The 19,728-nt window shown below is 41.5% G+C and carries 13 protein-coding genes; 5 read left to right on the top strand and 8 right to left on the bottom strand.

The window, feature by feature from the left end; all coding sequences use genetic code 11:
- Window positions 1-88: 88 nt before the first annotated feature.
- The 3 genes from AN393_RS18660 to AN393_RS18670 form a co-directional block, all read right to left on the bottom strand.
- Entirely contained in the window at window positions 89-1,021 is a 933-nt protein-coding gene (locus AN393_RS18660) for a hypothetical protein (protein ID WP_055018860.1), read from the bottom strand.
- Window positions 1,022-1,338: 317 nt separating this feature from the next.
- Entirely contained in the window at window positions 1,339-2,787 is a 1,449-nt protein-coding gene (locus tag AN393_RS18665; RefSeq protein ID WP_055016721.1) for a dihydrolipoyl dehydrogenase, read from the bottom strand.
- An 81-nt stretch (window positions 2,788-2,868) separates the two neighbouring features.
- The gene (locus AN393_RS18670; protein ID WP_055018861.1) at window positions 2,869-3,597 is read right to left on the bottom strand and encodes a glutathione peroxidase; all 729 of its coding nucleotides are present in this window, start codon (window positions 3,595-3,597) and stop codon (window positions 2,869-2,871) included.
- A gap of 109 nt (window positions 3,598-3,706) precedes the next feature.
- On the opposite strand from AN393_RS18670, the gene AN393_RS18675 reads away from it, so the two are divergent.
- Window positions 3,707-4,603: a LysR substrate-binding domain-containing protein gene (locus tag AN393_RS18675; protein WP_200909054.1), complete on the top strand. Its 897-nt coding sequence runs from the start codon at window positions 3,707-3,709 to the stop codon at window positions 4,601-4,603.
- A 252-nt stretch (window positions 4,604-4,855) separates the two neighbouring features.
- Here AN393_RS18675 and AN393_RS18680 read toward each other — a convergent pair whose 3' ends face one another.
- Window positions 4,856-6,052: a flagellar assembly protein FlgT gene (locus AN393_RS18680; RefSeq protein ID WP_055018863.1), complete on the bottom strand. Its 1,197-nt coding sequence runs from the start codon at window positions 6,050-6,052 to the stop codon at window positions 4,856-4,858.
- A gap of 143 nt (window positions 6,053-6,195) precedes the next feature.
- Here AN393_RS18680 and AN393_RS18685 point away from each other — a divergent pair, with 143 nt between their 5' ends.
- The 3 genes from AN393_RS18685 to AN393_RS18695 all read left to right on the top strand — a co-directional run bounded on the left by AN393_RS18685 (window position 6,196) and on the right by AN393_RS18695 (window position 9,674).
- Window positions 6,196-6,651: an LPP20 family lipoprotein gene (locus AN393_RS18685; RefSeq protein WP_055016717.1), complete on the top strand. Its 456-nt coding sequence runs from the start codon at window positions 6,196-6,198 to the stop codon at window positions 6,649-6,651.
- Between the two features lie 357 nt (window positions 6,652-7,008).
- Window positions 7,009-7,716, top strand: coding sequence for a transglutaminase-like cysteine peptidase (locus AN393_RS18690; RefSeq protein ID WP_055016716.1), 708 nt, complete (start codon window positions 7,009-7,011; stop codon window positions 7,714-7,716).
- Window positions 7,716-9,674 carry a LapD/MoxY N-terminal periplasmic domain-containing protein gene (locus tag AN393_RS18695; RefSeq protein WP_055018864.1) on the top strand — a complete coding sequence of 653 codons (1,959 nt, stop codon included), beginning with the start codon at window positions 7,716-7,718 and terminating at the stop codon, window positions 9,672-9,674. Before AN393_RS18690 ends, AN393_RS18695 begins: the two co-directional genes overlap by 1 nt.
- Window positions 9,675-9,755: 81 nt before the next feature.
- Here AN393_RS18695 and AN393_RS18700 read toward each other — a convergent pair whose 3' ends face one another.
- Genes AN393_RS18700 through AN393_RS18715 form a run of 4 tightly spaced genes read right to left on the bottom strand, consistent with a single transcriptional unit; the run spans window position 9,756 to window position 15,938 of the window.
- The gene (locus tag AN393_RS18700; RefSeq protein ID WP_055018865.1) at window positions 9,756-10,343 is read right to left on the bottom strand and encodes a LuxR C-terminal-related transcriptional regulator; all 588 of its coding nucleotides are present in this window, start codon (window positions 10,341-10,343) and stop codon (window positions 9,756-9,758) included.
- Between the two features lie 23 nt (window positions 10,344-10,366).
- Complete coding sequence (locus AN393_RS18705; RefSeq protein WP_055016713.1) at window positions 10,367-11,788, bottom strand: HlyD family type I secretion periplasmic adaptor subunit; 1,422 nt, start codon at window positions 11,786-11,788, stop codon at window positions 10,367-10,369.
- Complete coding sequence (locus AN393_RS18710; RefSeq protein ID WP_055016712.1) at window positions 11,785-13,923, bottom strand: type I secretion system permease/ATPase; 2,139 nt, start codon at window positions 13,921-13,923, stop codon at window positions 11,785-11,787. Before AN393_RS18710 ends, AN393_RS18705 begins: the two co-directional genes overlap by 4 nt.
- A gap of 50 nt (window positions 13,924-13,973) precedes the next feature.
- On the bottom strand, window positions 13,974-15,938 hold the full coding sequence (locus AN393_RS18715) for a TolC family outer membrane protein (RefSeq protein WP_055018866.1): 1,965 nt from the start codon (window positions 15,936-15,938) through the stop codon (window positions 13,974-13,976).
- A 224-nt stretch (window positions 15,939-16,162) separates the two neighbouring features.
- Between AN393_RS18715 and AN393_RS18720 the strand changes: the two genes are divergently transcribed.
- Window positions 16,163-19,728, top strand: a 3,566-nt coding sequence (locus tag AN393_RS18720; RefSeq protein WP_055018867.1) for a retention module-containing protein, incomplete at its 3' end; no start/stop codon positions are given.

Genomic DNA, 19,728 nt, shown 5'->3' on the forward strand with positions numbered 1-19,728 from the left:
AAGCTAAAAGCTAAAAGCTAAAAGCTAAAAGCTAAAAGCTAAAAGCTAAAAGCTAAAAGCTAAAAGCTAAAAGCTAAAAGCTAAAAGCTTAACCATCACTGGTAATCTTATCAATCAGCTCACCCAGTACCGCTTCGGCTTTGCTGGTTTCTACTTGGCAAGTACCGGCGTTTAAGTGGCCGCCACCGCCGTATTTAAGGCATAACTCGCCCACATTGGTATTTGAGCTGCGGTTGGTGATTGATTTACCTATGGCAAACACTACGTTTTGTTTTTTAAGGCCCCACATTTTGTGAATTGATATATTGCAGTCGGGGTATAGGGCGTAAATAACAAAGCGGTTGGTGGCGTAAATGGTTTCTTCTTGGGTTAAATCTAGTACCACGAGGTTTTTATGCACGGTTGCACATTGTGCTATTTGCGCTTTGGCCTTTTCGTTATGCTCGTTATACAGCGCAACGCGTTCAGCTACATCTTCCATTTTTAAAATCTCTTCGATGCTTTGATCTTTACAGGCATCGATGAGTTTCATCATTAATTGGTAGTTTGAAATTTTAAACTCGCGGAAGCGGCCAAGGCCTGTGCGTGCATCCATGATAAAGTTCATTAATACCCAGTCTGTTGGGTTGAGTATTTCGTCTTTTGAGAACTGCGCGGCATCGCCTTTATCTACCGCGTCCATCATGTCTGTGCTGATATTTGGAAATTTTTCTGCGCCGCCATAATAATCATAAACAACGCGTGCAGCAGAAGGGGCTTTAGGGTCAATTACGTGGTTTTTAATATCGCTGACGTTACGTACGGTTTCGCTTAAGTGATGGTCAAATGCAATGTGGCACCCTGCAACGTAGGGTAGGTTAGTGGTAATGTCGTTTGCAGTTATGTCTATTTTGCCATCTTGCATGTCTTTTGGGTGTACAAATAAAATGTCATCAATTAGGTCTAAGTCTTTGAGCAGTACGGCACATACCAAGCCGTCAAAATCGCTGCGGGTGACTAGTCTAAATTTATTATTGGGCATAGCTTTTCCATCTTGTTGTGATTGAGTTATCAAATAAGTGTAACAGCTAAAATAATTTTTGAGAGGTTATAGCAATCTAATTAAATATTTAGTCATTCTAGCGCGCTAAATAAAGCGTAAGCGGCGTTGTAAATTTTTAAGTAGAACAGGTACATATCAAAATTAATGCGTTGTTATTACTTTATTTATCTGTGGCTACAAGTAACGCATAATTTAATACAGTTGGTATGAGGGTTAAAAAAGCACATAAAAAAGCCAAAACGACTGTTTTGGCTTTTTGTTAGCAAGTATGTATTTGTTTTGTTGCTGTATAGGACTTAAGCGCCTGGTCCACATTCCATACAGCTGTTAATAATATCTGGACCAAATTTAAGTCTGGCATTTAAATCGCGAAGGGCAGTACGTAAACCTTCTTCAATTACTGGGTGGTAAAATGGCATGTCCAGCATTTCTGGTACGGTCATTTTGTTTTGCACAGCCCAAGCTAATAAATGAGCAAGGTGTTCGGCTTGTGGGCCAATAAATTCTGCACCTAAAAATAAGCCTGTGCCTTGTTCTGCGTAAACGCGCATGTGGCCTTTATTTTTAAGCATTACTCGGCTGCGGCCTTGGTTTTCAAAACTCACTTCGCCTACTTCAAAGCAACCACATTCACCTAGGCGCTCTGTAATTTGCGAATAACTTTCGCCAACCATTGCTATTTGCGGGTCACTAAATACGGCGGCAATTTTAGCGCGGCGAAGGCCAATGCGTACATCGGGGAAGCGCCCAGCATTTTGGCCGGCAATAGTGCCTTGATCAGATGCCTCGTGTAGCAGAGGGATCATATTACTGGCATCGCCTGCTATAAATATATTTGAGTTACCACATTGCATTGTATGCGGGTCTGCGTGTGGTACACCGCGCTCATCAAGCTCTATGCCGGTATTCTCTAACCCTAGTTTGTCTACGTTGGGTACTCGACCTGTGGCTGCAAGTACGTAGTCAAATTGCTCGGTGTGTTTAGCACCGTCTTTATCGGTGTAAGTAAGCTGGGCTTTATCGCCAACTTGCATCATGTCAGATACGTTTGAGTCGGTATCTACAAAAAATTCTTCAGCAAAAACAGTGTTTGCATAGTCTTTTACGACTGGGTCGGTAAGTGGGCCAATCGCGCCGCCAACACCAAATAATTTTACGTTTACGCCTAAGCGGCTCAGTGCTTGGCCAATTTCTAGGCCTATTACACCTGGGCCAAATACGGCTACTGATTCTGGTAGGTCATCCCAGTCAAATACATCATCGTTAATAATTAGTTTGTCGCCAAAGTTATTAAACACGCCAGGGTATGATGGGCGCGAACCCGTAGCAATAACAAAACGTTTAGCGGTTATAATGATGTCATCGTCAATTTGTACGCGGTTGGCGTCTAAAAATTTAGCGTAACCCCGAATTTTATCTTCATCAGGTATGTCATCTACGGCTTCTACTACGAATCCTGCAAAGCGGTCTCGTTCGCTTTTAACACGTGCCATAACTGCTTTGCCGTCTATTCGTGGCTTTGAGCTATGTACACCAAATGCAGGTGCCATTTCAATTGAATGCGCGGCTTCGGCTGCGGCAATCAGTAATTTACTTGGCATACAACCAACGCGTGCACAGGTAGTACCGTAGGGGCCTGATTCAATCATTAAAACGTTAGGGGTGAATTGTTTTGCGTTACGGTATGCGCTTAAGCCTGCAGTACCTGCACCTATAACAACAACATCGGTTTGCAATTCTTTCATAGTGGTATCCTTTATTATTTTCAATCTGAGCGATGAGATTGATATAGAGGGGCTTTTACGCCCCTGCTATTTTTTACTTAATTAAGCAAAGTATTTTTCTAACTCGTCTGAGCCGCCAATGTGTTGTCCACCAATAAATATTTGTGGAACGGTATCACGGCCAGAAATTGCTTTAAGGCTTGTTAATGTTGCACCTGCACCCATAACTACTTCTTCAAATGCGTAGCCTTTTTCTGTTAGTAGCTCTTTTGCTTTTTTACAGAAAGGGCAACCAGGCTTAGAAAATACGGTAACTGGCTCTGGCTTGGTTTGTTTTGGGTTGATGTAGTCAAGCATTGTGTCTGCATCAGAAACTTCAAACGGGTCGCCTGGTAAATCTGGTTCAATGAACATTTTGTCGATAACGCCATCTTTCACTAGCATAGAGTATCTCCAGCTGCGCTTACCAAAGCCTAAGTCGTTTTTATCGACTAACATGCCCATACCGTCAGTAAATTCGCCGTTGCCATCAGGTAATAATGTGATGTTTTGCGCTTCTTGATGCTCTGCCCATGCGTTCATTACAAATGTATCGTTTACTGATACACATACAATTTCATCAACGCCATTTTGCTTAAGAACACCAGCTAACTCGTTGTAGCGTGGTAAGTGAGTTGATGAACAGGTTGGGGTAAACGCACCCGGTAGTGAAAACACAACAACGGTTCTGCCTGTAAAAATTTCATCTGTGGTTACTGATTTCCATTCGTCGTTTTGACGTGTTGCAAATGTAACGCTTGGGATTGTTTGACCTTCAATATTCTTTAACATAGTTTGTTCCTCTTGATTTGTTGGAGCCATTATGGCGAGAATTTAAATATAGTTCCAATCGTTTATTTGTATTAAACTAATAGGTGTAGCCTATCAGGTGGAGATGAATTTGAACTTAAAAGATTTAGAGTATGTAAAAGCAATAGCGCACCATAAGCATTTTCGCAAAGCGGCCGATGCGTGCTTTGTTAGCCAGCCTACATTAAGTGGGCAAGTAAAAAAGCTTGAGCAAGAGCTTGGTGTTGTTTTATTTGACCGCTCAACGAAGCAGGTTACATTAACAGCGCAAGGTGAACGTTTGTTGACACAAATAAACGTTATTTTAGAACAAACAGAAATCTTAAAAGAGCTGGCAGCTACTTCAAACGGGCCGCTGCAAGGTAAGCTAAGAATTGGCATTATTCCTACTATTGCACCGTATTTACTTAGCGCTTTACTAACCTCTATGAAAGCGGCGTTTAGCGATAGCCACTTTTCGTTTATAGAAATGCAAACAGCAACTATGTTAGAGGCGCTTGACAACGGCGAGCTCGACTTTGCAATTCTAGCTGACGTTCCAGAGCTTAAAAACTACCATACAGTTAACGTATACAAAGAAGATTTTGTGGTTGCTGTTTCAACCGATAACCCGTTATCTAACCGTAAAAAAGTAGCACTGAGCGACCTGCAAAGTTGCAACCTATTAATGTTAAGTGATGGCCATTGCTTTAAAGATCAAGCCCAAAAGTTTTGTTTTTCTGCGGGGGTGGATGTGTCAAACCAATATCAGGGCAATAGTTTAGAAACCTTACTGGCGCTGGTGGCTATAAATGATGGGGTGACATTTGTACCTAGGCTTGCATGTACACAACGTGTTGGGGTTAGTTATTTACCTATTTTTCCTAATCAACAACGTAATGTGGTATTTGCTTGCAGAAAACATTATCCGCATTTAGCAGGCGTTGAGCAATTAGCGCAATGGTTGGCAGAGCACCCAAATTTAAAGCGAGCGCTCAGGGCGTGTTGACCTTTGTGGATTGAAATTTGTTCAATCTAGGGGCGATTAAATCGCGGCGTGAGGTTTGTAACCTAGTGGGCTAAGTAAAAAGCGAACAACAAGGAGTTAATCGTCCCTAAAAAGAACCCGTTGGGCAGCGCATGTTTGGTCTTTATGCTACGTTATCGCCTATTTATGGGGAATAACCACACTTCATAGGCTCTGCCTTGCCTAAAAACCAAACACACGGCTGCAAATTCAATCACCAAAGGTTTACACGCCCTATTTACCGTCTTGGCTTACAATTTCTACCACATCGTTTATTTGTACCCCAGGCAAAGGATTATCGTTAAGGCTTACAGCAATTGCGCTTTGTTTATACAGCTGCTCAACCACAAGGGTGTTAAGTGTGGTAATGGTATGCGGCATAGTATTGCCTTGTGCATCAGTTAAGTAGTTATGGTGCGCTATGGTTAATAGTTGGCCTTTTTTAAGGCCATGATCTTTGCCTAGGTTTATCACCAATTTATTGTTTTCCATGTGCATTATTTTTCCCTTAGTAGGAAAACACGCCATAGCTGCTTGTATATCGTAACTGGCCGTTTGATTTATATCATTAATACTTTGCCCAAAAGGTGATTGCCAAAACCTATCACTATTTACATCAACTATGGCTGTTTTTTCGAATGGCCATACCGCTTGGGTATGATAGCTGTTTTGCCATAATTGCTCATACGTAGTGCCATCAAACAACATAAACTCAATAGCATAGCTGCGCTGGTAGGTTTCGTCTTGCCAAAAGGCGTAGTCGTTATTGAGTTTATCGCTTGGCGCTAAATTGGTTATTTGGCTTAATAAAACATATTGCGCGTTGCTTCTGGCTGAAAGCTCTTCTAGCTGTGCATTTGAATAGTCGTGTTGCTGATTAAAGTAATTATCTACATTAATGGCTTTGTTGTAGTAAGCAACGGGTAGGGCGCTCATTTTTGTGCTTTGCAAAGCACTAAATAACTTTTTACTAATGGCTTTATTTACGTCAAATATTTGACCCATTAAGGCGTGCTCTCGATGAACAAGCTGGCTTTGGGTTACAGCAACAAATTTATTAAAGTTACTTTGTGGGCATTGCTCTGTTTGAGCAAATACATCAAGCCTAAGGGTAATGGCAAACTGCTCGTTTTGGCGTTGCTCGCTCACCAGCTCTATTTTTTGGATTTCGCCGTGGCTACTAATTTTAAGTTGATCTTGCGTCAATACGCCGTCTACCAAGGTTTGCACTGAGCTAACCCGTGCGCCAGAAAATACTAATGCCTGTGTAATTGCATCTTTTATCGCGGCTGATTTAGCGCTGCTAATGTCGCCATTTTGTATTTGTGCATGGCCGGTAGATTCAAACCATTGTGCGTAAGTACTGGCAGAAAACGTTAATAAAGCAGCGCTAGTGACACCTGCAAATAGTGACGATAAAAACGTGTTCATACTGGTACTCCACATCAAATTAGTTAATTACGCTTTAACTAAGCAAGGAGTGCACCAATATTAATACTCTATGTTAGCTTGTAGGCAATTAATGGCATTAAACCTGCATTTATTTTTGTAATTAGTTTAAAGGGTGCAAATAAATGCGTGCAATTATATTACTTACTTTAGCAAGCCTTGGCCTTGCCGGCTGTAGCAATGTGTTTGATAAACATGTTGAGTACACATATGTAGAGCCAAATAATTATCCCATTCTTAAAGCGGTGGGTTATGCACCTATTAGCTTGCAGCAAGGCGCTAATAAATCACAAAAGCAATTAATGGCAATTAAAGCCTCTAAGCTTGAGGCATACCGCGAACTGACTGAACAAGTTTATGGGCAAAAAATCACAGCGGGCACGTCTGTAGCAGGTGCAATTGCTCAAAACGATTACATGGAAAGTAAAGTACAGGGCATAATTAAAGGGGCACAAATAATTAAAACCTACTCAGTTGACGATGTGTACGTGACGGAGCTTGAGCTAAACATGAAGCGCGTGCATGACTTATACATAGGCGAAATTAAGCCGCGTGAAGTTAAAAAAGTGACCTACTATTAGGTAATTGACCACTACTTTAAGTTATAAAGCGATACCAAGTTGCTAACTCAGTAGCTGGCTTAGCGTTAACCGTGTGGAATATACGCATAACTTTACTATTTGCGGGAAAGTTTAACGCGTTTTTTTGTAAATCTTTGATTTAATAAATCAACTATAAACGCTACGACGAATAATTACGTGAGTTAATGTATTGAGCAAAACTTATATTGTCTCGCTAAAATTTAAATCTCATAAAAAAACACATACAAAATATCTCATCCTTTTATATTGAGTGCTATGCTGTTGTTACGAATAATATTTGAACAAGTAGTGTAGCGTTTGGTGTATGTTTTTAATTTTTCTTTTGCTGGGTTGTGAATGACACTTAGGCCCACTTTTTCCTGCAATAAATTATTTTTTTGGTGCAAGAGCAATTTGCGCTATCTACTGCTATTTTTTTTACTCTCAAGCGGCGTGTTTGCGAGTCGTTTAACTATTCAATTTAATACCTTTATAGAATTAATGGGGCAAAAGTATGGCCCTGCACGAGTGACTGTTGCACGCAATTGGCAAAGAATGTTGGTACAAACACAAAATAAACCAGAACAACAGCAAATACTTATAGTAAACAACTTTTTTGCTCGTAATCTGCGTTACCAAACCGATATACAACTTTGGAAGCAAAATGACTATTGGGCTACGCCATTAGAAACGCTTGGGCGTGGCTTAGGCGATTGCGAAGATTATGCCATTGCAAAATATATTAGCTTACGTGCCTTAGGTGTGAGCGACGACAAACTTAGGCTTATATACGTAAAAGCGAAGCTTGCCGGTACAAACAAAACACAAGCACACATGGTGTTAGGTTACTTTGCTACGCCTAATGCTCAGCCGCTTATTTTAGATAGTTTAATAACAAAAGTGCTACCTGCTGCAAAGCGTGTTGATTTAAGCCCTGTATTTAGTTTTAACAGCCAAGGTTTATGGGCAAATAACTCGACGAAAAGCGTAGCCAGCCCAACAGCAAGGCTATCGCGCTGGCGTAAAATTTTGGAGCAGACATCACAAGAAGGGGTTATGTGGTAATGGCGTCATTTTCTTTATTTAAGTTTTTCAAAAAAAGAAAAATCACTCTTAGGCAAGAGCTTTGGATCGCCTTGCTGGTGGTGATTTTTGTGGGATTTATAAGTAGTGTATTAATAAGTACTAACTCAGCTAAAAACTACTTCTCTACCCAACTGTATTTAAAAAATGTTGATAATGCTAGCTCCTTAGCGCTGATGATCAGCCAGCTTGAAAAAGACCCTGTAGAGCTTGAACTTTTAGTGTCAGCCACGTTTGATACCGGCCACTACAAACGTATAGAGCTGCAAGACCCTAATGGTGAGGTTATTGTAAAGCGCGTATTTACTGATACGTTGGAAAATACTGCACCGGCTTGGTTTAGAGCGATATATGGTCTTAATGTACAACCAGGTGTTGGGCAAGTTAATAACGGTTGGCAGCAATTTGGTACTTTGTTTGTTGAAAGCCACAGCCAATATGCTGAGCAAGCACTGTGGGAAAGCGCGCTTAAATTGTTTTTTAGTTTTTTAGTGGTTGCTTTTTTTGCCTGTGCAATAAGTGCGTATTTACTACGCAAAATTTTAACGCCACTTGATGATGTGGTGTATCAAGCTAATGCCTTTGGCGATAAGCGTTTTATTAAATCAAAAGTGCCAAAAACCTTTGAATTTGCACGCCTTGTGCAGTCGATGAATTTATTATCTACCCGCTTTAGCCGCATAATAAAAGAAGACAATAAACGCTTAGAAGAACTGCGATTTAAAGCGCAGCACGATGAGCTTACAGGGCTTGCCAACCGAGAATATTTTAGTGCCACATTAGAAGCCCATTTACAAAAAGTGAAAGATCATGCCCATGGTGCTTTGTTTTTATTTAGGGTCGTTAATCTAGATAAAATAAGTGAATCGGTGAGCCGTGTAGAAATGGTTAACTTTTTACGCCGTTTTTCTCAGGTGCTTACGCAGTTTTTAGAATCTAATCAGGCACACTTTTCAGAGAACTATATTGCCCGTATATCGCATACCGATTTTACCGTTTTATTTAGTGATACTGACGATATACAGGCGCTTAGCGAGCAAATAACCGTACTACACAAATCGATTGCTGATGAATACAAAAACATTGATTTGGCTATTGTACATAGCTGTACTTACATAGAAAAAAACGACACACGCTTTGATTTATTACGCCGCGTAGATGGTTTATTAAAAACAGCAGGTAACAAACCTGGGGTGCAAGCAAAAGTCATTGATAATAAACAAAAGAGTGAAATTTTTGATGATTCTACTGGCTGGAAAAAGGCTATTGAAGACGCACTTGAGCAAAAAACTATTCAGTTAAATTGTTTAGAAATTATGGGCTTTAATGACACTTTGTTGCAGCATCAACTTAGCTTAAGTTTAGAGTTTGGCGGCCAACATTATAAATCTAGCTATTACTATCAATGGGCTAACCGTTTAAACCTATTAGCGCGTTTGGATTGGAGCTTAATTAAGCAAATTGTTAAACAGTATGGTGAAGCGCCGCCTAATGAATTAATTGCTGTAGAACTTTCGGCGCAAACATTAATGGATGATACCGCGCTTGCTTCGGTATTAACCTATGTGTCTGCCTTTCCTGATTTGGCAAAAAATATATGTTTTGATATACGCGAAAACATTGTCGTAAACGAAAAAGATATATTTAAGGAATTTTGCGAGCAGGTGCGCTGTATGGGCGCCAAAGTAGCGCTAAAACGTGTGGGGCCTGAGTTTACTAAGATTAAGAACATTCAAGAGTTTGGTTTAGAAATGCTTAAAATAGACAGCATTTACGCGCATAACATTAGTTACAGCCAAGACAACCAAACCTTCTTACGTGGTGTGTGTACGTTGGCTCACTCAATTGGTATTAAGGTCGTAGCGCAGGGCGTAACAAGCCAAGACGATATTGATACCTTAGTGAACCTGGGTTTTGATGGTGTGATTAAAGAGTCGTAAAGCGACTCTTTAATCATAAAAGAGCGGTGAATATTGGCAACAAATAGTTAAATACTAAAAATATTAACCTATCTGCCGTGATCAGTTACCTTTTACCGCTAACATAAGCTGTATTCGGTCGCGTACTTTTAGCTTAGTGAAAATTGAACTCATATGTTCTTTAATTGTGCGCTCTGTAATATTAAGTGCCTCAGCGGCTTGTTTATTGGTGGCCCCTGTTGTAACTATATCAACCACTTGGCGCTCGCGTTTAGTTAAGCTTTGGATATCGCACGCATGGGTGTAATTTATTTGCTGCTGGCTTAGTGCCCCAACAATATTAGACAGCAGTTGCCCAGGTAACCACAGGCCGCCTGAGCATATAGTTTCAAGCACTTGTTGCAATATTACTTTAGATGCAAGTGCTTCTACATAGCCTCTTGCTCCGGCTTGCAGGGCTGCTCTAAGCTCCTCTATTTCTAAGTTTGTGGTCATTACAATAACCGGTAAGCGTTTTTGTGCGTATTTTTTTACTAGTTCAAGCCATCCCGAAGTGCCCGCCAAGATCCATATAATACTCGAGGTATTAATTTGCTTTGGTTCTTTGGTGCATATTACACAACCTGCAAACGCACTTCGCCAGTGGCTTGATTCTAGTTCTGGTTGTGTAATAAATATACTTTGACGCATTCATTTACTCCAATAAATTCAGTTTAGCGTTCTGTCATTGCTTGCGATGTAGCTCTGAGTACGGGCTTAAGTAAATATTCCAAGACGGTTTTTTTACCAGTGATAATATCCACTTGTGTGGTCATACCTGGAATTATAGTCAACTCTTCTGAAAAGTTATTTTTAGTGGTTTTTAATTGCACTAAATAAAACGTATTTTCTCTATCGTCGGTAATTGTATCTGCACTTATATGCAGAACCTCGGCTTCTAGTCCGCCATATACTGCGAAATCGTAGGCGCTAAATTTAATCATAGCGGGCTGCCCTGGGCGTAAAAAGGCTATATCTTTTGGCGGTATTTTTGCCTCAACAATAAGTTGATCGTCCAAAGGAACTATTTCTAAAACGTCGCTGCCGGGTTGTAAAATGCCCCCTACGGTATTAACCAATAAACGTTGTACCGTGCCTTTAACAGGCGATTTAATTTCAGTTTGAGCTACTTTGTCGGCAAGCCCTGATTCGGTTTCTTTTATTGACTCTAAACGCAGCAGTGCCTCTGAAAGCTCGTTGTTCCAGCGGTTGATCATTGCCAGCTCAACTTCGGTAACTTTGTTTTTAGCTTCGTTGATAGCCGATAAGCTGCGGTTGATAACGGCTTTAGTGCGGTTAATTTCGCCATTTAAATCAACTATTTCACGCTCTAACCTAATGATGTCTATATCAGACACTGCGCCTGTTTTTAGCAATGGACGGGTCACTTGCAGCTCTCTGTTAGTTAGCCTTAAAGCGCTTGTATGCTGTTGCAAAGCAGCTTTTGCCTCAATATGATCTTGTCTGCGTTGTTCAAGCTGGCGTTTATGAATTGCCACTTGTTGCTCTAGTTCTTGGCGGTTGCTTAAATATATTGAGCGCTCATGCGCGACCGCCTCGGGAACCTGCTTAACCAGCTCATCAGGAAAAACAAGCTCTTCTTTTCTGGTAAGTGCCTGTAATCTGGCTACTTTAGCGGTGAGTGATTGCACTTTAGATTGGTTTTCTCTAAAGCTTGAAATAAACCGCGTGGGGTCAATTTTTATTAATACGTCACCTTCTTCAACAATTTGTCCTTCTCTAATATTTATTTTTTCTACCATGCCGCCATCGTAAGATTGCACTAGCTGTAATTTATTTGATGGGATAACGCGGCCTTCACCACGGGCTACCTCATCAAGGGGTGCAAAGCCTGCCCAAACTGTAAGCAAAATAAATGCAATGCAAATGAGATATAATAAAAAACGTGCGCTGGCAGGCTCTTGCTGCATTTTTTCCCATTGTGCATCGACCACCCAATCTTGCGATTCAGGAGGCGAAAGCCAACCTTTAAATAAGCGATTGAAGATTGATGGCTTACCTTTTTTACGGGCTTCTATGGCTTTACTTACCGATTCAAAAGAGCGCTGCTCTAGTGGCTTTTTATTGTCACTCATGATGCTTGCTCCACGGTTTGATTATTTAGTGCCGCGATGACTGTTTGTTTAGGTCCATCGGCAACTATTTTTCCGTTATCGAGTACGATGATGCGATCAACTAGTGTAAGTAAAGATGATCGGTGAGTGACTACAATTAAAGTTTTATCTTGAGTGGCGGTTTTTAAGTTTTGAATAATTTTATTTTCACTATTGTGATCAAGCGATGAGGTAGGCTCATCTAACAGCATTATAGGCGGGTCATTTATTAGAGCACGCGCTATACCTATAGCTTGTTTTTGGCCGCCAGATAGCAGGCGACCTTGCTCACCAACTTGCAGGTCAAACCCATCTGGGTGAGAGTTTATTAACTCGAATAACTGGCTTTTTTCGCATGCACTAATAATTTGTTCATCTTTAGCGTGCCACGCACTAATAGTGAGGTTGTCTTTTAAGCTACCAAAAAACAGCGCTATATTTTGTGGCACATACCCTATGTTATGGCGAAGTTCTGCGGGGTCTATTTGTTGTATATTATTGTTATCAACCATTACGGAGCCTGCGGTTGGGTCGTAAAGGCCTAGAATAAGTTTTTCGAGGGTGCTTTTACCCGAGCCATTGCGCCCCAAAATAGCGACTTTTTCGCCTGCTTTAATTTTAAAACTAATATTACTAAGTGCTTCGCCTGCGTCGTCTTCATATTTAAAACATACGTCTTTAAATTCTATGTCTCCGTTTAATACAGGATGGCTTAACCAATGTTTATTTGGCGGGCGCTCAACGTCTTTTTCCATTATTTCGTTAAGTGATTGCATAGCGATGGCGGCATGATGATATTGCGCAAGTACGGCGGCACATTGACCAAGTGGCCCCATTGCCCGCGATGAAAGTAAGTAAGCGGCGATTAACCCCCCTTGAGTGAGCTCGCCCTCTATAACGAGATGAACACCTATGATCATAATGATCACGCCAACGCATTGCTGTATCCATGCTGCACTATTGGAGATTGAACTTGAGATTAAGCGACTTTGTGCATTAACCTGAGCAATATAAATAGTCGACTTTTCCCATGTCGATTGGGTTTTACATTCACTGTGAAAACTTTTTACATCTTCAATATTGGTTAAGCTTTCTACAAGTATAGAGTTGCGCATTGAGCTTGCTTTCATGGTTTGCTCTGAAAGCGCTTCTAGTTTTCTATGTGCCGCTATACCATAACTTAAAAGTATTAGGGCACCTGCAATAATGGGTAAGCTTAGTGGTACACCTATTATTGCAATAACAATGAGGTATATTGCAACAAAGGGTAAATCAACCAGCGCAACCAAGGTTATTGAGCTAAAAAAGTTACGTACGGCTTCAAACGATTGTATGTTACTAGCAAATGACCCAGCTGATGAAGGCCTATTTTTAAGCTTCATACCTAGTACACGCTCCATAATAACTGCCGACACTTTTACATCAATACGACTTGCCGCAAGCTCAACAAAGTAGCTACGCACTAAGCGCAATACAAAGTCGGCGGTCAGCGCTATTAAAATACCTATGGCTAAAACCCAAAGGGTTTCGGTAGCGTGATTAGGGACTACTCGGTCATATACATTCATTACGAATAAGGGCATGGCAACAGAGAGGACGCCTAATGCAATCGCCGATATAATGACGTCTTTGTACAATGAACGGCATTCTTTTATGACGCCCCAAAACCACCCGTCTTTAGAGAGCTTTTCGAGCACTGGCGAGCGTTCATCAAACATAAACTCTGGGTGAGTATAAATAATTAAACCTGTTGATTTTTCAATTAACTGATCAAGGCTTTCTTCTACAACAGACTCAGTTAGCTCAGGATAAATAACCTGCGCTGTATTGTTTTTGTGATCAATAGCGGTTACTACACAGGCTTGATTATTATTTAAAATAATAATGGCAGGTAGTAAAGCTGTATTAATCTGGTTGAGAGGTTTGTTTACTACTTTTGATTTAAAGCCCACGCGTTTTGCTGCGCGAGCAAACCCTGAAGGTGTTAAATTTCCATCTGTTAATGGGAGGCCGTTTAATAGGGCCTCCCTCGAAAAATCTTTATCATGAAAGCGGCACAATACTGCTAGGCAATCAACGAGTGCGCCACCATGATCAAGTACATCATTTAATTCCATATACCATCCAATGTTATGTAAAACATTTTAAATTTGTTTTTTGGTACCCCTTAACTATCGGTAATCACCGCCTCGATACGGCGGTTTGCCGCATTAGCACGCACTGAAATTTCATTAATGCGAGGCTGGTCAATACCATAACCAAACGATTTAACACGATTAGGTGCTATACCAAATTGCTCAATAAGTAATTGTGCAACGGCAAATGCGCGTTGCTCAGAAAGTTTACGGTTGTATTTTTTATCACCGTCTAATGAGGCATGGCCTTGGATTTCTACTTTTTTATCTGGGTTGTTTTTTAAAAACTCAGCAAGCTTTTCTACCTCCTGCATGTACTCTGAGCGCACTTGGCTAGAGTCAGCTGAAAAGGGAATACCTATTTCGACAGAATCAGTTGTTTGGTCATATAAAGTACACCCAGATAAATCTACATTTGTTCCCGCTGGTGTGCTTGGACAAGTGTCTTGCTCATTAGGAACGCCATCATTATCGTCATCTGCAAAACTAGGGGTTTCTGCGGGTATCTCTAAATATCTAGGCATCGCTGTAACGCTCATGTAGGCGTTATCCTGCTCGGCTTTCTTTTGTAAAAAAGCTTTGCGTTTAAACGTAGCAGCTACATCGTAACTAGGGCATATATTTTGTGCGTTATGCACAATTGGATCGTCTGTTAACTCTGTTAATGTTGGGTACTTGTCAGACATAACATTTAGCGCAGGTAGTAGTTTACCCATCTCGTTAAGCATAGTTAAAATGGCTGTTTGTCTATCGTATTGAGCAACGATATAAGAGCGGTTAGATTGAAACGCTTCATTTTCTGCGTCAAGTACATCAAGTAAGGTGCGCTGGCCAATATCAAATTGGTCTCGATAAGCTATTTTTACTCTGTTTGAAGAGTTTTTATAGCTTTCTAGTGTAGGTAGCTTTTGCTCTATATTGCTCACATTATGATAGGCAATTTGTAGGCTTTGACGAATATCAACACAAGCTTGATCGCGTTGATACTTGGCAATATTTACATCTTGGTATGCTTGTTCAAGGTTGGCGCTATCTAGGCCACCGTTATACAAGTTATAGGTTATGTCTATACCAACACGGGCTTCGGTTCTGGTCTCGTTTAGGCCTAGCTCATCCCTGTCTTGTGTACCGTAACGGGCTGATAGGTCTACGTTTGGATGAAAGGCTGCCTTTTGTGCTCGGGCATTGGCTTCTTGTGCCTCTATATTATAAAGCGATGCGTAAAAGGCAGGGCTATTTTTGTAGGCTATATCAAGTGCCTGATTAATAGAGATGGGCACATTTTGCTCATCTAACTTAGCTTGTTTTATATCGTTTACGGGCAGCTCGCCAACCACTCTTAAATAACGTGCTGTTACATCGTGCAGGTTAGCGTACTCGGTTAATACATTAGATTGTGCTAGCGATAAGCGCCCACTAATTTGCTCTAAATCAGCTGCTCGGGCAACACCAGCTCCTACACTTTGTTCAATTTGTTGGTATACAGACTCGTGTTCTTGCAGATTTTCTTCAGCGAGCGTCACAAGCTCTTTAAATTTTTGTACGTCTAAAAATGCAATAGATGCATCTAACGCTGTTTGCTCTGTTTGTGAGAGTAATTCAAAATACCGAATGAGCTGAATACGCTCAAACCTTTCAACGGTGTTAGATGTTCTAAATCCGTCGTAGAGCATTTGAGTAACGCTTAGTTCTGCTGTGTTGCGGTTGTATTCGTCTTCAGTACCGTAGTTTCGGCGTTCATAGCCTGCGCTGGCAGATACGTCAACGCTGGGCAAGTAGCCCGAGCGTGCTGCATCTACGCCATAAATTGATGACTTAAATGTGTGCCACGCTTGCTGTACCTCTGGATTATTTTCAATTGCTTTACTGGTAACGTATGTAAGGGGTGCTACGGAGCTGTCATCGGCGTGCACTATATTCGTTGCGCCAAGCGCACTTAGCGTTAAGCCTATAAGCAGCTTTCCTTTTTGCTTTAGTAAAGTATTTTTTGTAATCATTTCTTCCTCTTAGGGGTTACTTAGGCCATCAATACCTACCCTATGGTTTAGTCAATAAATGCATATTTCGCAAATAATCGTTTCGGCTAGCATAAAAATTATTATCTACCACTTTTTTATTTTTAATATTTTTTAAAAACTGTACTTGAGTACAGTACCTAATACGTTTTGCTGTTCTACATTTTAATTAATAGTTTTTAATTCTTATGTTTGAGGTAAGTGAAATGGAATCTAATCAATTATTAGTAATAGACTTAAAAGGGTCTGCTGGTGTTGTTTTAGAAGATGGCACAATTAAGCCACTTGAAGTGGGCGATACTATTACTGTTGGTGATTTGGTGGTTACCGCCGATAATTCATCGCTAACCATTGATGTGCAAGGAGAAACCCTGTCCATTCCTGCTAATCAAAACGTAAAAATTACCCCTGATTTATTAGCCCAAGAAACCCGCGATAGCAGCGAAACTACCGTGTTTGACGAAAGCTTAGATGCGGCTATTGCAAGCTTAGAACAAAATGATAATAACGAGGGGCAAACGGCGTCTAACTCTGATGTGACTGATTTTTTAGATGCGTTAGAGGGTGATGGCGATATTCTCGATAATTTAGAAGCAACGGCCGCAGGTGGTGCTGGTGGCGCGGGCTCGGGTGGAGGAAGCTCATTTGTTCAGCTGACGCGTATTTCTGAGGGAGTTAATCCTAACAGTGTCGCGTTTGATTCAAGCTTTGATCCTAATTCTACAGAGGCGGTAAATATCAGAGATACCACTGATGGGGTTGTACCTGATGATACTGCATCAATATCATTAAATGAGGTGGGGTTAACAAACTCTTCTCAGCCGACAATTAGCGGTACTAGTGAAAATTTAGTGGGTGAAACTGTCAACATTACTGTGACAGATGAAAATGGTAACTCCCAAGTAGTAAGCGCAGTTATTGGCCCTGACGGCACGTTTGAAATTACATTGCCTAACCCTATAGCTGATGGGCCTGTTAGCGTTGTTGTAGAGGCAACAGACCCTGATGGTAATGCGTTTAACGATGCTATTTCTATTGAGATAGACACCACAGCGCCGGTAATTAATATTGACCCTGTTGCAGACTCTGCATCTCAAACTGTGACGGTTACGGGGTCAGTAGCGGGTCTGAATACCGGCGATAACGTTTCGGTAACTCTTACTGATAGCACTGGGACACAACAAACGATTGTTACTCAAATTGATGCACAAGGTAACTGGAGTATTACAACTACATCGCCTTTAGCGGAAGGGGAGTTTAATGTTAACGCTGTGGCTGTTGATGCTGCTGGAAACCAGGCAATTGATCAAGCCGTTGCGAGTGTAGATTTAACTGCGCCAGAAATTACAGTTACAGTAGCGGACGAAACTAATAATGCGACTCCGCCATTAACGGGTACTACAACGGGTGTACCGCAGGGAACTGAAGTAACAATAACAGTGACCGATAGTACAGGTGAAGTACAGCTTTTAACAGCTATTACCAATGAAGATGGTAGCTGGTCTGTAGATGTCGGTGTGGCATTACCTGAGGGTAACTTTACTGTTGATGCGCAAGTGAGTGATAGCGTTGGTAACCAAGCACTTGCTAGTGATGCCGGTACTATAGACTTAACAGCGCCCATCGTGGAAATTGACGCAATTGCCGATACACAAGACACAACCCCTGTTATTACAGGTTCTGCGCAGGATGTGCCGGCAGGCTCTGTGATTAGCGTAGTTATTACCGATATTAATGGCCAAACTCAAACGCTGTTAACGCAAACAAATGATGACGGCAGCTGGTCTGTAAGTGTTTCTACCCCTTTAGCGCAAGGTGAGTTTGAAGTTAATGCAACCGTAACTGACACTGCGGGTAATGAAGCACAAGCTGTAGAGCAAGGGCTAGTTGACTTAACTAGCCCTGAGATAACAGTTACAGCTATTGCAGACACTAATGATACAACGCCTACTTTTGTAGGACGTGTTGAAGGAGCACCAGAGGGCTCTGTAATTACGGTTTTAGTAACCGATAGCGATGGTAATGTACAAACCTTAACAACCACGCTTGAGGCTGATGGCACGTGGAGTGTTGAATCGCCTAACGCTATTCCTGGCGGAGATTTTAATGTTACCGCAACAGTGAGTGACCCTGCAGGTAATGAAGCATCAGCACAAACAAGTGGTGAAGTTACATTTGCCCCTATCTCTATTCAAATTGATTCTATTGCCGATACAAACGATACCACGCCATTTTTAAGTGGTAATACTGGTAACGTGCCTGCTGGTACCACTATAACCCTAACTATTACTGCAAGTGATGGCAGTACGTTTAACCTTTTAGCCGTCACTCAAGAGGATGGTTCTTGGAGCGCTCAAGTTACTGAACCTCTGCCTGAAGGAGATTTTACTGTCGTTGCAGCTGTTATAGACGATGCGGGCAATGAGGCACAAGCAAGTACGGTTGGTAATGTAGATTTGACCGTAAGTATTAATTTTATTATTGATACAAATGATACTACGCCAACAATTAGCGGTACTACGCAAGATGTTGATGCAGGGGCGGTGGTTACAGTGACCTTTACAGGCAGTGACGGCGCAACAGAAACGGTGCAAGTTACAACAAATGCTGATGGTACATGGTCAATCGAAGCAACCGATGAGTTGGTAGAAGGTCAATTTACGGTGGTTGCAACAGTAACCGATGCTGCTGGCAACACAGCCTCTGCTACTGAGGTAGGTGAAATTGATTTAACTGATCCGGCAATTACTGTTAACCCAATTGCAGACACCAATGATACAACACCGAGTGTTACAGGTAGCGTAGTAGATGTTCCTCAAGGTACCGAGGTCACTTTATTAATAACCGATAGTGACGGAAATCAGCAAACGATTACTGCAGTAACTAATGCGGATGGAAGCTATAGCGCCGATATACTTAATGAGCTTAGCGAAGGTGACTTTACAGTTACTGCTAGTGTAAATGACGAAGCTGGTAATAGCAGTACAGCAACGGTTACTGGCACCATAGATCTAACCGCACCTACCGTAACTATAGCTAATATTGATGATACAAACGATACAACGCCTACTATAAGCGGCTCTACACAAGGTTTAGCAGCGGGTAGTGTGGTTACTGTGATTGTTACAGATAGTGCAGGGACTGAGCAGCAATTTATAACGGCTATAAATGGTGATGGCACATGGAGTATAGATGTCCCACAAGCATTAGCTGAGGGTGAGTTTAGTGTGGTGGCAAATGTAAGTGATAGTGCAGGTAATAGTGCGCAAGACTCACAAACGGGCACTATAGATTTAACTGCACCTACTATCAGTGTAAATGATTTTACTGACTCTAGCGACTCAACCCCTGTATTTAGTGGTACCACAACGGATGTTGAGCCTGGTAGCTCGATCACTGTATTAGTAACAGACTCAAATGGTGACTCGCAAACCCTGATAGCAGTCGTTGTAGAGGATGGATCTTGGCAAGTAGGAGCTACAGCCCCTATAGCTGAGGGAGAGTTCACAATAACGGCAACAGCCATAGATGCAGCGGGTAATGAAGCCTCAGCTACAACCACTGGCGTTATAGATACCACGGCACCAACCTTTTCGGTAAACCCAGTGGGTGACACTAATGACACCACACCGACTATTTCAGGCACAGTAACCGGCGAGCCAGAGGGCACGGTTGTTACAATCACCGTAACGGATGAAGCGGGTAACCCACAAACCATTACGACCGAAGTGCAAGCCGATGGCACCTTTAGTGTAGATGTGCCTAATGAGTT

It is taken from the genome of Pseudoalteromonas sp. P1-25 (assembly GCF_001401805.1).
Taxonomy (GTDB): domain Bacteria; phylum Pseudomonadota; class Gammaproteobacteria; order Enterobacterales; family Alteromonadaceae; genus Pseudoalteromonas.